The organism is Streptomyces sp. NPDC030995 (assembly GCF_055571215.1).
Map to the genome: position 1 here is coordinate 471,221 of NZ_JBVIFS010000002.1, position 13,371 is coordinate 484,591.

The window sequence follows — 13,371 nt, forward strand, 5'->3', positions numbered from 1 at the left end:
CCTCCGTGACCCTCACCCCCGTCCCCCTTCTCACCAACGGCGGCACCCACAGCGCCCAGAGCTTCCGCATGATGGTCCGCGACCTTGCCCGAGGCGCCGAGGGCGTCACGGAGGGCAGCGACCTGAAGGTCACGCCGCTGACCGTCCCGGCCGGAGGAGTCCTCGTTGGCGACGGCTCCGGCGTCATCCGTGGACGAGCAGTGCCCTGGCAGGGCCACTACACCGCGTACAACATCGGCACCGAATCCGTTCCGGTCGCCCCCACCGGCGGCACCCCACGCACGGACATGGTCGTGATGCGGGTACTCGACCCGGAGTACGAAGGCACCCGCAACCCGGCGAAGGACAAGATCGTCGCCTTCGAGGTGATCCCGGGTGTCTCTGCAACAGCAACCGCCCCGCCCCCGGGCTTCTCCGCGATACCGCTGGCCCGCATCAACCTGCCAGCCAACACCGGCACGATCACGGCAGCGATGATCACCGACCTGCGGCGCATCGCCAACCCCCGCAGGGAGCGCCGGATCCAGATGATCCGCGGCTTCCCCTACAGCCAGTCCCCGACTGCCGTCGACAAGTGGGCCGACTGGCCCACCGAGGCGCGCGTGCAGGTCGAAGTCCCGTCCTGGGCCGTCACCGCGAACTTGGTCACCCAGATCGGCGTGCGGTTCACCGGGAACCCGCACACACGCTGGCGCCACAAGTTCGGCGCGACGTTCGGCGCCGAGATCACCATGGACGACGACGCCGTCACGGGCTGGTCCCGCGAGAACATCATGCTCGGCGACACCCCGCAGATCACCCCGGCCCTGCGCGGAACCGTCCAGACCCTCAGCCTCCAGACCAACCCCCTGCCCGGCTCCACCTTCGGCCTGGACGTCAATGGCGGCTCCAACTGTGTCTTCGACGTGGAGTTCGTCGAGGGGGTGCTGTGACGCGCACCGGCTACCGCTACATCGCACAGCACGCACTCACCGGCGAAGTCCTCGATCCGGACCTTCCACTTACCGACGTCGAGTATGGGCCCGAGCTGAACGGCCCGGGAGCCCTCACGGCGACCCTCGCGCCGCGGTTCGGGCGTTCGCGACCCGACATCGTCGACGAGGGCAACACGCTGCTGTACGTGGAACGGGAGGGCCATCTGCGATGGGGAGGAGTCCTCTGGCAGGTCACGCCGGAAGACCGCACGCTCTCCCTCGAAGCCGCCGGCTGGTCCAGCTACCTCCAGCGGCGACACGACATCCACGGTGAGTACGACGGACGAGGCCCGTACGTCTACGCGGACCCCTGCCAGGTGATCCGCGACATCTGGGCGTACGCGCAGTCTCTCCCCGACGGGGACCTCGGCGTCGTCGTCGACCCCACGGTGTCGACCGCGAAAGTCGGCACGCCCGCCGATCCGCTGAGATCCGCATGGTGGGAGGAGCCGGTCCTCGGCGACGCTGTCGACGACCTTGTTGCCGCCGCGGGCTCCCCGGACTACACCTGCGATACGCAGTGGGGAACCGACGGGAGCATCCGTCGGCGGCTACGCCTCGGATATCCCCGCCTGGGCACACGTCGTACGGACATCAGCTTCACCAGCGGGGTCAACATCCTGAACAGCCCAGCCGTCCCGCGCAGCGCCGACGAGTTCGCACAGACCGTCATCGCGACCGGCGCCGGTGAGGGCCGATCCAAGCGTCGGCATGTCGACTCGGTCCGCGACGGCCGCCTGCGTATGGAGACAGTTCTCGCCCTGCCGGACGTGAAGGGGACCGACGTCCTCGCTCGCCGCGCCACTGCGGAACGCACCCGCCGGCAGCTCCGAGGCACCGTCGAGCAGATCAGCATCCGCCCTGATCACCCCGCCGCCCCGATAGGCAGTTTCCAGGTCGGGGACGACGTGTTCACGAAGGTCAGCAACGAGTGGCTCGACTTCGCCAGCTGGATGCGGATCGTCGGATGGAGCGTACGGACCGGAGGAACGGACGGCGAAACCGTCACGGTCCTCCTGAGCCGCGCGGACTCCTTCTACTACGGGGAGGCGAGCTCATGAGCAACATCGACATCGGCGGCCGCCTGGCTGCCCTTGAACGCCAGATCGCCAACCTTCAGCGGTCAAGCCGCCTCGGCCACTCTTCCATTGAGGACGCCGCGATCGAGGTCTACGACGAGAGCGGCTCCCTGCGCGCCGTCATCGGCCAGCAGGCAGACGGCACTTCCGGCGTCGTCGCCGTCAACGGACCTCCGCCGCCCCAGCCCTCGCGCCCGTACGTGTCCTCCGTCCTTGGCGGAGTCGCGGTCACCTGGGACGGGACCTTCCTCGAGGAGGTCGCGGCACCGCTGGACTTCGCCCGCGTAGAGATCCACATCGGCGCCACGGACGGCTTCATCATCGGGGAGGCCACCCTCCGCGCCACGATCGAGTCCCCGCGGGGCGGCACGCTCATCGTTGCAGCGGCCGACCCGATGTACTTCCGGCTCATGGCGCGCACCACCTCCGGCACAGCCTCCGACCCGTCGCCGCAGGCAGGCCCGGTGGGCCCGGCTGTCGTGGTGGCCCAAGAGGTCCTCGACGGGATCATCGACGAAACCGCCCTGGCCGAAGAGGCCGTGGGGCGGATGCACCTCCAGGTGGGCGCCGTCGGGCACACCCAGCTCGGCATCGGAACGGGCAACCTCGTGCCCGACCCGGGCTTCGAGGGGCCGTATACCGACCAGAACCTCACCGGCAAGACCGGATGGAGCCTGACCACCGGCAACAACTCCGCACGAGCCCTGCAGGCGGGGCCGAAGGGGCCTCCTCCCAGCACAGGGAGGGCCCTGATGGTCACGGAACTACCCGTATCGCCCGGTGACCGCTTCTTCCTTGCCTTCGACTACCGAGTGTCGGCGGACTGGGCAGGTGACTCGGTCCGGCTCTTCCTGGAGTGGCAGGACGCCCAGGGCGTCGCCCTGAGCTACGGCGTCCTTGCGGTGACCCCGGCGCCAGGCGGACCCTGGACGAGGGTCAACCGCCAGGTGCAGGCCCCGACCGGGGCGGTCAAGGCGGCAGTCTGGATCAAGAACCACGAGGCGACCGCCGGGACCGCCGACTTCGACAACATTGAAGTCCGCACGGTCATCGGCGCCGGCATGGTCCTGGCCGACTCCATCGGCACACCCGAGCTCGCGGCAGGTTCCGTCGTAGCGTCCAAAGTGGCAGCTAAGACGCTCACCGCGCGCGAAGTCAAAGCCCTGTCGATCACCGGAGCCGAGATAGCGACCAACACCCTCGTCGCCCGTCACATCGCAGCCGGCGCCCTCACGGCCGCGCACCTGGCCATTGGCGTGGACGGCAACTTGATCGCTGACCCCTCCTTCGAGGGCGCCATCACCACGGGTCGCCTCGGTACCGACTGGACCGTGGTCGCTCCGGGCAGAGACAGTCCCAAAGCCCTGCGCGTGGACTGCACCTCGGCGGCGCCGGTCGACAAGACCATCACGCTAGGCACGTTCCCCGCGATGCCTGGCCAGCGTGTCTGGCTCTCCGCCGACTACCAGCTCTCGACCGACTGGGTCGGGACCCGGGTGAATGTCTACGTCCGCTGGGAAGACGCCGCTGGAACTGTCCTTGCCTACAGCACGATCACAAGCGGTAGCGCCGCGGCGGGGTCCGGCTGGAAGACCATGTCCGGAGCACCGGGGACGGCCGCACCCGCTCAGACCGTGCTGGGGCGGATCAGGCTGGCAACTATCGACAGTAAGGCCGGGTCGGTCCTCTTCGACAACTCCACCTGCCGCATCGTGATCGGCTCCCAGCCAAGCGGAACCCGAGCCGAAATCTCCCCGGCCGGCCTCGTCCTCTTCGACGAGGAAGGCGACGAGCGCGTCAGCCTGGTCACAGGCAGGGCCAACTTCCTCACGCTGTCGGGCACCAACGGCGGCGCGGTCGCGACGATCGACGAAAAGGGTAACGCGGGCTTCAACGACGTGTCCGTCGCTGGCGGACTCACCGTTGGCGGCATGCGACTTGATTCGCGTCTCGCGGAGTCTCCCCGCGGTCTGGTCGCCATCAGTCGCCAGTACAGCGCGGTCACCGGCAGCGCCAACGAGATGGGGTTTGTCGAGCTGGCCTTCCAGTCAGACGTGACCCGGATGTACCGCATCGTCGTGGATTGCTATGTGACCGCGTCAGCCGAGACGGGAGAGGTCCACGTAACCCTCCGCGACGGCGGTGCATCCACTCCCACCGTCAGCAGTCCCATCATTCAGAATCGTGTTTTCCCGATCGCTGGCCTGACTTGGCGGTCGGTCCGGGTCGAGCTGATCAGGTCCGGAGCGAGCCTCGGGGGCGGCCTTCATCGGCTTCTGTCGACGTTCCACGCCCAGTGGGCGCCGGGCGGAACCACCGTGACGCTGTTCGGTAAGAGCGAGCAGCCAGCCCACATGTACGTGGAGGACATAGGGCCGGCGCTCCCTGACACGGGCGTTTACAACACCGGTGGTGGCGTGACCACCCCTCCCAAGCAGCAGTACGAGCGGACCTACACCGCTGCATGGTCGGGCAGTTACGCCAACCGGGGCGCGTACAACTCGTACTACGGCTCCCAGTGCATTCAGGGGTACTACTCCAGCAACAACGGGGTGCAGGCTGCCCTGATCGGATTCCCGTCGTCCTTGGCATCGGATCTGGAGGGAGCCTCGATTCAGTCGGTCGAGCTGTACCTGTACTACGCCCACTGGTATTACAACGCCGGCGGAAAGGCCGTGATCAAGGCGCATGGTCACGGGTCGAGGCCGGGGACCTTCAGCTGTGATGGTGACTCGCGGACGATCGACTGGGGCAAAAACGTCGGCAAGTGGATCGACATCACCGGGATCTTCGACTCGACCAGTTGGAGGGGAGTGGCACTCGACCCGGCGAACAGCTCCTTGGATTACTACGGGCGGGCCGAGGGAGTGGGCGAGGCCCATCCACCACAGCTGAAGGTCACCTACGTGAAGTAATCGGCACGATCGCGGGCGGCCGTAGAATGATCAGCGGCGTGGGGCCGACCGACTGGGGAGCCCTGTGAACGGCCCGAACCAAGATCCCACGCCCTGGGAGCTGCTGCGCGCAGTTCAGCAGTTGCGTGACGATCTGCGTGCCGACTTCGCCGCCCTGGCCAGTCGGATGGAACAGATGGTCACCAAGGACGTCTATGCCGCCGATCAGCGAGCCCTGAGCCAGCGGATCGGCACTCTCGAAGGAGACCTGGACGAGCTCCGCGAGCAGCGGGAGCGCGAAGAAAGCGACGCCCGGACCAACCGGCGCCTGGCCGTATCCGCGCTCCTCGCGCCGGTCATCGTCGCCGTCTTGGTCGCCGTGGTGCTGGCGAAGCTCAACCTGTAGGACCCATCCCGGCGCGGGGGAGTCTGGAAAGCGCCCGATGGCAACACCGCTCACAGCGGACCGAGTTCTGGCTGTTCTCGACGAGGCCGGTCTCACGGTCGAAGAGGTCGGCTCCTGGCGGAGTCACAACCGCAATCACAAGGGCCCCTGGGGCCCCGTTCACGGGGTGATGATCCACCACACCGTGACGCGTGGCACCGCGTACTCTGTGGCGCTCTGCTACGACGGGCACAGTGACCTGCCGGGGCCCCTGTGCCACTCCGTGATCGACAAGGCGGGTGTGGTCCACCTGGTTGGTCACGGGCGGACCAACCACGCCGGCAAGGGCGACGGCCGAGTACTCGCTGCGGTCAAGGTTGAGGCGGCACTGCCCGGCGACACCAGGGCCGACACCGACGGCAACACGCACTTCTACGGAGCCGAGCTGGTCAACCTCGGCGACGGCGAGGACCCGTGGCCGCCGGAGCAGGTCGAGGCAGCGGCCCAGTGGGCTGCCGCGCTCTGCCGCGCACACGGGTGGTCGGCGCAGTCTGTGATCGCCCACAAGGAGTGGCAGCCCGGCAAGATCGACCCCACGTTCGATATGGATGACTTCCGTGCCCGAGTGTCGGAGATCCTGGCCGACTCTGGAAGCAAGCCGCCCACCGGCACCAAGCCCCCGCAGGGGGGTGGAGCCCCGGCGTTCCCCGGCCGCAACGCGTTCGGCCCGGGGAAGTCCAACGAGCACATCCTGCGCCTGGGCCAGCAGCTCGTGAAGCGCGGCTTCGGCTCGCACTACCGCGTCGGCCCGAGTCCCGAGTGGGGCGAGGCCGACCGGCTCAACACCGCCGCCTTCCAGCGGGCGCAGGGGTGGAGCGGCGACGACGCCGACGGCTTCCCCGGCCCCGAGACCTGGCGACGCCTCTTCGCCTGACCAACCCCGACTTCGAGGAGCAGCCTTGAACCTGTACGCATCCCTGGTCCGCACCGGTATTCCGGCGGCCGTCGGCTGGCTCGTAGCCCTGGCGCTGAAGGTCGGCCTGGACCTGCCCGCCGATGCGGTCACCGGGGTCCTGACCCCGGCCGTCATCGTCGCCTACTACACCCTGTTCCGTCTCGCCGAGGAGCACGTCTCTCCGCGGTTCGGCTGGCTGCTGGGATACGCGCGGCCGCCGAAGTACGACAGGCCGAGGCCGACGCCGGCCGCCTGATCCACCTTCGGAAATGGAAGAGGGCCCCCGCCTCACGGCGGGGGCCCTCGACCTCTTGGAACCACCACCATACCAAGCTGACCGCCGCACCCGGACCCCCCGACACCGTGGATACAATCTATATGCACAGTCGGCGCGGGTGAGGAGCAGCAGTGGTTCGTCAGGCGAAGGACGGCAAGCCGTACCTGGTGGGTGTCAAGGAGTTCGCGGCGCTCTACGGAGTGCGCCCGCTTCAGGTCAGCCAGTGGATCAGCCGCGACAAGCGGCTCGACTACGAGTACGCACGGATCATCTCTGGCTCGCCGTACTGGCTGCTCGACTTCGCGAAGCGGTACGGCACGACGACCCCCCGGCCGAAGCGGCTGGACGAAGCCGTGCTCAAGCACCTGGTGGGGGAGCAGCAGCCGGGGTACTGGGAGTCGCGCGTCGAAGACCTCCCTGCGCTGGTGGGGCAGTCTGAGATCGCGGTGCTGTTCGGGCTGTCCGACAGTGCGGGGGTCCGCAATGCGGCGAAGACGGGGCGGCTCCGCCCGGCGGACTACACCCTCTCCGGATCGCCGATCTGGCTCCTCGAACCCCTCCTCGAGGACGCGCCGGCGCTCAAGGCGAGCGCCCGCGGCGGCGGGTGGACGATCAACGAGAACGTCCGTGACGCGCTCCTCGCGGGCACGTACGACGGCCACGGATCGAGGATCATCCCCCGCGGACCGGGAGCCGCAAAGGACGCCGAATAACCACCATTTGAGTCGATCGATTCTTGTTTCCACCCCCAATTGCATATAGAATAGAGGCATGTTGCCGCGTTCGAGCGGTGGCGTGAGTCGCAAAACGACCGCCATGGAGGTGTGCATGCGAGACCCGCCGGAACCTGTCGAAGCTGTTCGAGATCGACATGACCCCACATCGAAAGATAGATTCCAACACTGAACCGTTGGTCAACATCCCGTGGGGGGATCATGTCGCTTGAGCAGCCCACCCTGTTCGGCCTGGACGACATCCAGCCCGTGCGCCTCCCGGAATCCGTCCGCGATCTCACCATCCAGCAGCGATTCGAGGCATTCCACGCCTTGAACCCCTGGGTGATGCGTCACCTGGAGAACCTCGTCCAAGACGCGATCGGCAAGGGATTCCAGCGCATCGGCATCGGAATGCTCTTCGAACTCCTCCGCTACCGCTACGGCGAAGCGACGCGAGGCGATGAGTTCCGGCTGAACAACGACTTCCGCAGCCGCTACGTGCGCGAGCTCATCGGCGCCCGCCCCGACTGGGCGGACCTCTTCGAGACCCGCGCGCTGCGCGCTGCCTAACCCACCACGACCTCTTGGAGAGACGTGTCCCAGCAGCAGGCGCCGGCACGACCGGCGTCCCCCACGCTCAAGACCCGCAAGCCGACCGGCCAGGTCCCATACCCTCTCGTCCTCATCGAGGGCGAGGAAGGGAGCGGCAAGTCCTACTCCGCCGCCAAGTTCTCGGCCTCCCCGCTCACCGGGCAGACCTACTGGATTGACCTGTCCGAAGGGTCCGCCGACGAGTACGCCGCCATCGACGGCGCCGACTACTTGGTCATCGACCATGACGGCAGCTACCGCGACATCCTGGAGCAGGTAGAGGCCGTCCACGCAGAGGCTTGCCGTGCGGCCGGAGCTGGTGAGCCGCCCGTGGTCCTCGTCATCGACTCCGGATCCGCGCTGTGGCGCATGCTCACCAACTGGACCCAGGAGAGGGCCAGGCGGACGCGGAAGAACAAGGTCGTGCTTGCCTCGGACCCCGACGCCGGCATCGACATCCCCATGAACTTGTGGAACGACGCCGTGGACCGCTGGGGGCGGGTCATGCACCTCCTCCAGACCCTGCCCGGTATCGCGATCGTGCTTGCTCGCGGCAAGGAAGTCTCTGCCGTAGACGACAACGGCAACCCCATCTCGGGCCGTAAGGAATGGAAGGTCTCCGGCCACAAGGACCTCGGATTCGACTCCACCGTGTGGGTGCGCATGAAGCGCGACGAAGACCCGCACATCATCAAGGCGAGGTCACTTCGCCTCCGAGTCGAAAAGCGCCGCCCGCTGCGGCTGCCTGACTTCTCCATCGAGGACTTGGTCTTCAACCGGCTGGGCTGCTCCGCGAAGTCCCAACCGCGCGTCATGCCCGTGCTCGCCGGCGACAGGCTGGCGCCGTGGCTCAAGCGCGTGGAGGAGACCTCGGCGAAGGAAGCCCTTGCCGAGCTGTGGCGCGAGACGCGGCCGGACACCTCGGGCCTCACCAGGCAGGAGGCATCGACCATACAGGCGGCCATCAGCGACCGACTGGTGCAGATCGAGAACCCCCGCGACGACATGGACCAGGCGCTAGGCGACGACGTCGCCACAAAGCTGCGCGCAGCCGCCGAGCGCGCCAAGAGCGTCGACGGCGCGTCCGAAGGGCAGGCGGCCTGATGACCGCCCAGCCTGTGAGCAGCCCGTCTCTGTGGCCCGCAGCGCACATCCAGGACGCGCGGCGCCCCCGATCGCAACAGCGTCAGCTGGGAGCTTCCGACACCGTATGTGAGCGCCGAGCCGCCTACATCCTGTCGGGCGTCGAACGTACGGACACCTCCGACAAGCGAGCCGCGATCCTGGGTACCTACCTCCACGAGGGACTCCTCGGATCGGCCCGTACGGAGTACGGCTGGCTGGTGGAGACGGCGGTGGCCGACGACAGCATCCGTGGCCACGTCGACGCCGTCCACCTCGACGCGGCCACCGCCGCGCGACTTCCCAAGCGCCTGCGGCCGACGACGCCGGCCGACGTGGTCACCGTCGAGGACATCAAGACGAAGAGCACCTTCCTGTGGGACCGGGTGCTCCGGTACGGCGCCACCGGAGCCGAGATCCGCCAGGCGTACCTGTACGCCGACCTCCTGCGCACGGTGGGCTGGTTGGACATCCACGGGCAGAGGCCGATGGCCAGGCTCGGCCCGATCGACGTCGGCCGCATCCGGTTCCGCTTCGTCAACCGGGACAACGGGGCCGAGTACGTCCAGGAGTTCCCCTTCGACAAGGCCGAAGCCACCCGCGCACGGTGGTGGGTGCAGCGCGTCATGGAGTACGCGAACCCCGAGGAAGCCACCCGGTCGTTCGACGGGCCGGGGCTGGACCCCATCTGCGACAACTGCCCCTTCCGCACGCCCTGCTGGGGAGAGCCCAAGACCCCTGGAGCCGCCGTGCAAACGGTACTCGTCCACGACGACGCGGACCGCGAGACGGCTCTGTCCGAATACGTACGCGGACACGAGATGGAGGCCGAAGGCCAGCGGATCAAGAAGAAAGCCCGCGCGAAGCTCGACGACTCACCGGCGGGCATCTACGGCCCGAACCAGCTGAGATGGACCGGAGGCAACCCGGTCCAGGAAGTCGATCGCGAGGCCATGATCGACACCTTCGACACCCTCGGCGTACCGATACCCGAGAAGACCGGCGCCGACTTCCAGCGCATGGAGACCGTGATGAAGGAAGCCGGGGTCGCGATCCCCATGAGGACGGCCGCGAAGAAGACAACGCGCGCCATCCGGGTCACCGCCGTTCAGCGGTAGTCCAGGCCCCGCCCGCCTTCCAGCCCCGCCACCGCGACTGCCGCGGTGGCGGGGCCCCCCGTCCTGCCAGAAACACCGCCTCCGAGGGGCCCCGTGTCAATCCACCTGATGGTCGTTGCCAGCTACCTGCCGAAGGAAGTGATCACCCAGAGTCAGAAGCTCGCGCTGCAGAAGCTCGCCGACTCCGCCGACGACGAGACCCGTCTGTCCCGTCCGGGCCTGGCGCGGCTGGCCGCGTGGGTCGGCGTCAACGAGAAGCGGGCCATCACCCTGGTAACCGAGCTTGTCGCCAAGGGCCTCGTGGAGCGTGTCCAGACGGGCAAGGCTGGGCGGGCTGCGGTCTACCGCGTCTTCCCGAACGGCATCCCCCCGATCCCCAGCACCGCCGACCTCAAGGCACGCCTGGAGACCCAGCGGGCCGCCCCGAAGAACCCCGCCAAGGCGCGGACGGGCGTCAAACGGGCGGCTCCGGCCAAGCCGGCGATGACCGCCCAGGACGTCGAGGACCGCGTGAAAGACAAGGCGCAGGCCCCGCAGGAGAAGCCTCCACAGGCTGGGTTCCACGAGGGGAACCCTGAGGGAGGCGAGGGTCAGGTTCCACCGGTGGAACCCGGGGAGTTCCAAGCGGGGAACCCTGTCGGTTCCACCGGTGGAACCCCTTCCTTCCTTGGTTCTTCCTCTGTTCTTCCTTTCCCCCCTACCCCCGCGGCTGTCGCCGCAGGGGAGCCTTTCGGCGACGTTGGCACCACCGACCAGCAGGCTGCGCCACAGAAGTCGGGATGCTCCAAGCACGCGGGCAACCCCGCTTCCTCCTGCCGCGCTTGTGGCACGAACCCGCGCGCGGAACGCAAACGGCAGCAAGCCCGGGAGCGCGACGCCGAGCGGCGGGCCAACGATGACCACTGGGACCAGTGGCACCGGGACGCGGACGAGCGTCGGCGTCGCGCCGACCTCGGCGCCGGCACGGTGCTGGAGGCGCGGAGTGCTGCCAGGAGCGCGCTCCGGAACTGGAAGGACGCGGCCCGGGAAGAAGTTCCGTCCCAGGGGCGAAAGTCCCGCAGGAATGTGGACACCCCCACGAATGCCTATAAAATAGAAGAAGCAGGGGAGGGGTTCGGTTCTACGAAGGCGCCCTGAATCGCCTTCAAAGATAGATCCCAACTCTGTACTGTTGGCCACAACGACCTCTTGGAGAGATCATGAACAGCGAGGCTTCCCAGCTCGCCCCGTTGCCCGACCACGGCAACACCGACGACCGGGTGTGGCAGGCCATGTGGTCGGCCTACGAGCCGGTCATCACCCCGCTCCGCCGCATGGGGCTCGTCACCGACGTCGAGCTGGGTGGCGGGATGTACGGCATCACCGCCGAACTGAACGACGGCTCCTACCTGCTCATCACCTCCGAGCACCAGCTGCCCGCCGACCCCGCCGAGGTGGAGGGGTGGCACGTCCAGCGCATCAAGGACGACGTCGCGACGATCCAGGAGATCGTCTACGACTCCACCGAGATCGGAGCGCAGGCCGACCACGGCAATCAGCACCTGCCGCTGTTCGAGGCGATCGCCACCTTCGTCAAGCAGCGCGCCCTCGGGGTCCGCTTCAAGCCCCTCAAGGCGTTCAGCCTCACCGGCCTCAGGAACGACCACTCGACCGTCGAGCCCATCACCGACTTCTTCCCCAAGCCCGAGGGCGCGATCGCCCGGTACGGGCGGGAGGTCGCCGAGCTCCGCTCCATGGGCTGGCGGTGCCTTCACCAGCAGGGCGGCAACGACTGGCCGCTCTCGGTCTGGGCCGGTGACGGAGGCGTCGTCACGGTCGCCGTCGCCCTCATCGGCCAGACCCCGGAATAGGAGAGGGCGACATGACCGAGTCCCAGACTCAGAGTCCCGAGCCCTCCTGCAACCACCTCTTCGCGCACCCGCAGACCCCGGAGCAGCGCGAACGGGTTGAGGCCGCTCTCGAGAACGCGCGCCGGACCGGTGACGCACAGGGCGTGTTGGTCGCGATGGCTCAGCTCCTCGGCCCGTGCGACGTCCGCGACGGGAGGCAGTCGTGACCTGGCTTCTCGCCTTCGCCTGCGGCATCGCTGCCGGGCTCGCCGTGATCGTCGCGCAGGAGCTGCGATACGAGGCCCGCATGAGGGCCCCGCGCTGCATGACCTGCGGCGGACAGCACCGCATGCACGCCGCTCACAAGTAGCACCCCGCCCGGCCGCCACAACGGCGGCCGGGCCCCCATACCTCTTGGAGACCCTGATGACCCAGAACACCGGGCAGAGCTACCAGCTCCCCGACGGCCTGCACCTCGCGCAGGCACTCGACCGTGCCGAGGCACCAGGTGCGGCGAGCGGAGACGTAGCCCGCTCCATGTGCCTGCTGCTCGCGGCCACAGTGCGCGACATCCTCACCGACCACGACCACGACGCCGACTTTGACGCCTCCGCCCTGGAGCTCCACTTCACCCGCGGAGGCGTCAAGGCGAGCGGCTTCTACTGGACCGGCGACGGCAGCCGCCGCGAGTTCACGGGCACCGAGGACACCTACGACCTCGACGGATGGGCCCTGGGCCTCGGCGAGGAGAACCGCGACACGTGGGCCCCGCTGTGCGAAGTCCTCGGCAAGAACGGTCACACGGTCCGCTATCGCCTCGACCTGACCCGCGCCGCCGCGCTCTGACACCCCGCCCGGCCGCCGCGGCGGCCGGGCCCCAGACCTCTTGGAGACAGAACATGGGCTACGACTTCTACATCGTGGGCAAAGACCGGGCCATCAGGGGGACCGGCCCCCGCGACAACCTCAACCTGTCCGCCCTCCAAGGCGCCAGCGTTCTCGACACCATGGCCCACTTCGGCATGACGGTCGAGAAGGACCGGCCGCAGTGGCCGACCCTGGAGGCGTACGGCCTCCAGCTGGCGCACCTCTCGGACACGGCCGACCTCACCGAGGAGCAGCAGAAGGCGAAGGCCGCGTTCGTCGCGGCGTACCAGGGCGTCCGGGAAGCAGCTGACGACCAGCCCGAAGGCATCCCCGCGTACAAGCTCCGCTTCTGCGACGCGTTCTGGACCACACCGGACGAGATCGCCGCCGCCCTCGCCCGATACGAGGCACACCCCCGCTACGACTGCGCCGAACTGCCCTTCGGCGACCAGACCTGGTCACGGTTCATCGCCTTCCTCCGCGCCGCCCAGACCGCCGGCGGACTGCGCACCCTCTGACCGCCGCATCACCCGCCCCGCCCCGGTCCGAACCGGGGCGGGGCCC

16 protein-coding genes are annotated in these 13,371 nt (G+C 68.2%); all 16 read left to right on the forward strand.

What is annotated here, in order from left to right; genetic code table 11:
• The first annotated feature begins 5 nt into the window (after window positions 1-5).
• The gene (locus ACZ45T_RS05680; protein ID WP_468437794.1) at window positions 6-932 is read left to right on the forward strand and encodes a hypothetical protein; all 927 of its coding nucleotides are present in this window, start codon (window positions 6-8) and stop codon (window positions 930-932) included.
• Window positions 929-2,035: a hypothetical protein gene (locus tag ACZ45T_RS05685; protein ID WP_406050957.1), complete on the forward strand. Its 1,107-nt coding sequence runs from the start codon at window positions 929-931 to the stop codon at window positions 2,033-2,035. Before ACZ45T_RS05680 ends, ACZ45T_RS05685 begins: the two co-directional genes overlap by 4 nt.
• The gene (locus tag ACZ45T_RS05690; RefSeq protein ID WP_468437797.1) at window positions 2,032-4,968 is read left to right on the forward strand and encodes a hypothetical protein; all 2,937 of its coding nucleotides are present in this window, start codon (window positions 2,032-2,034) and stop codon (window positions 4,966-4,968) included. The genes ACZ45T_RS05685 and ACZ45T_RS05690 overlap by 4 nt, the downstream gene beginning before the upstream one ends.
• A gap of 64 nt (window positions 4,969-5,032) precedes the next feature.
• On the forward strand, window positions 5,033-5,353 hold the full coding sequence (locus tag ACZ45T_RS05695; protein ID WP_406050960.1) for a hypothetical protein: 321 nt from the start codon (window positions 5,033-5,035) through the stop codon (window positions 5,351-5,353).
• Window positions 5,354-5,390: 37 nt separating this feature from the next.
• Window positions 5,391-6,266 (forward strand): peptidoglycan-binding protein, encoded by an 876-nt coding sequence (locus ACZ45T_RS05700; RefSeq protein ID WP_468437799.1) that lies wholly within the window; start codon window positions 5,391-5,393, stop codon window positions 6,264-6,266.
• Between the two features lie 25 nt (window positions 6,267-6,291).
• On the forward strand, window positions 6,292-6,543 hold the full coding sequence (locus ACZ45T_RS05705; RefSeq protein ID WP_406050964.1) for a hypothetical protein: 252 nt from the start codon (window positions 6,292-6,294) through the stop codon (window positions 6,541-6,543).
• 152 nt (window positions 6,544-6,695) lie between these two features.
• Window positions 6,696-7,277 (forward strand): hypothetical protein, encoded by a 582-nt coding sequence (locus tag ACZ45T_RS05710; protein WP_468437801.1) that lies wholly within the window; start codon window positions 6,696-6,698, stop codon window positions 7,275-7,277.
• A 222-nt stretch (window positions 7,278-7,499) separates the two neighbouring features.
• A complete protein-coding gene (locus tag ACZ45T_RS05715; RefSeq protein WP_327413849.1) occupies window positions 7,500-7,850 on the forward strand; it encodes a hypothetical protein in 351 nt (116 codons plus the stop codon).
• Between the two features lie 24 nt (window positions 7,851-7,874).
• On the forward strand, window positions 7,875-8,975 hold the full coding sequence (locus ACZ45T_RS05720) for an AAA family ATPase (protein WP_468437804.1): 1,101 nt from the start codon (window positions 7,875-7,877) through the stop codon (window positions 8,973-8,975).
• Window positions 8,975-10,111, forward strand: coding sequence for a PD-(D/E)XK nuclease family protein (locus ACZ45T_RS05725; RefSeq protein ID WP_468437806.1), 1,137 nt, complete (start codon window positions 8,975-8,977; stop codon window positions 10,109-10,111). Before ACZ45T_RS05720 ends, ACZ45T_RS05725 begins: the two co-directional genes overlap by 1 nt.
• Window positions 10,112-10,204: 93 nt before the next feature.
• A complete protein-coding gene (locus tag ACZ45T_RS05730) occupies window positions 10,205-11,248 on the forward strand; it encodes a hypothetical protein (RefSeq protein WP_468437808.1) in 1,044 nt (347 codons plus the stop codon).
• A gap of 62 nt (window positions 11,249-11,310) precedes the next feature.
• On the forward strand, window positions 11,311-11,961 hold the full coding sequence (locus tag ACZ45T_RS05735; RefSeq protein ID WP_468437810.1) for a hypothetical protein: 651 nt from the start codon (window positions 11,311-11,313) through the stop codon (window positions 11,959-11,961).
• A gap of 11 nt (window positions 11,962-11,972) precedes the next feature.
• Complete coding sequence (locus ACZ45T_RS05740; RefSeq protein ID WP_468437812.1) at window positions 11,973-12,167, forward strand: hypothetical protein; 195 nt, start codon at window positions 11,973-11,975, stop codon at window positions 12,165-12,167.
• Window positions 12,164-12,310, forward strand: a complete 147-nt coding sequence (locus tag ACZ45T_RS05745; RefSeq protein WP_328925551.1) for a hypothetical protein — start codon at window positions 12,164-12,166, stop codon at window positions 12,308-12,310. Before ACZ45T_RS05740 ends, ACZ45T_RS05745 begins: the two co-directional genes overlap by 4 nt.
• Window positions 12,311-12,366: 56 nt before the next feature.
• Window positions 12,367-12,786 (forward strand): hypothetical protein, encoded by a 420-nt coding sequence (locus ACZ45T_RS05750; RefSeq protein WP_468437814.1) that lies wholly within the window; start codon window positions 12,367-12,369, stop codon window positions 12,784-12,786.
• A gap of 53 nt (window positions 12,787-12,839) precedes the next feature.
• Window positions 12,840-13,325 (forward strand): hypothetical protein, encoded by a 486-nt coding sequence (locus tag ACZ45T_RS05755; protein ID WP_468437816.1) that lies wholly within the window; start codon window positions 12,840-12,842, stop codon window positions 13,323-13,325.
• Window positions 13,326-13,371: the final 46 nt, after the last annotated feature.

Coding starts and splice junctions, on each gene's coding strand:
- ACZ45T_RS05690 (WP_468437797.1), top strand. CDS start 2,032: ATGAGCAACATCGACATCGGCGGCCGCCTGGCTGCCCTTGAACGCCAG.
- ACZ45T_RS05715 (WP_327413849.1), top strand. CDS start 7,500: ATGTCGCTTGAGCAGCCCACCCTGTTCGGCCTGGACGACATCCAGCCC.
- ACZ45T_RS05700 (WP_468437799.1), top strand. CDS start 5,391: ATGGCAACACCGCTCACAGCGGACCGAGTTCTGGCTGTTCTCGACGAG.
- ACZ45T_RS05755 (WP_468437816.1), top strand. CDS start 12,840: ATGGGCTACGACTTCTACATCGTGGGCAAAGACCGGGCCATCAGGGGG.
- ACZ45T_RS05735 (WP_468437810.1), top strand. CDS start 11,311: ATGAACAGCGAGGCTTCCCAGCTCGCCCCGTTGCCCGACCACGGCAAC.
- ACZ45T_RS05725 (WP_468437806.1), top strand. CDS start 8,975: ATGACCGCCCAGCCTGTGAGCAGCCCGTCTCTGTGGCCCGCAGCGCAC.
- ACZ45T_RS05740 (WP_468437812.1), top strand. CDS start 11,973: ATGACCGAGTCCCAGACTCAGAGTCCCGAGCCCTCCTGCAACCACCTC.
- ACZ45T_RS05750 (WP_468437814.1), top strand. CDS start 12,367: ATGACCCAGAACACCGGGCAGAGCTACCAGCTCCCCGACGGCCTGCAC.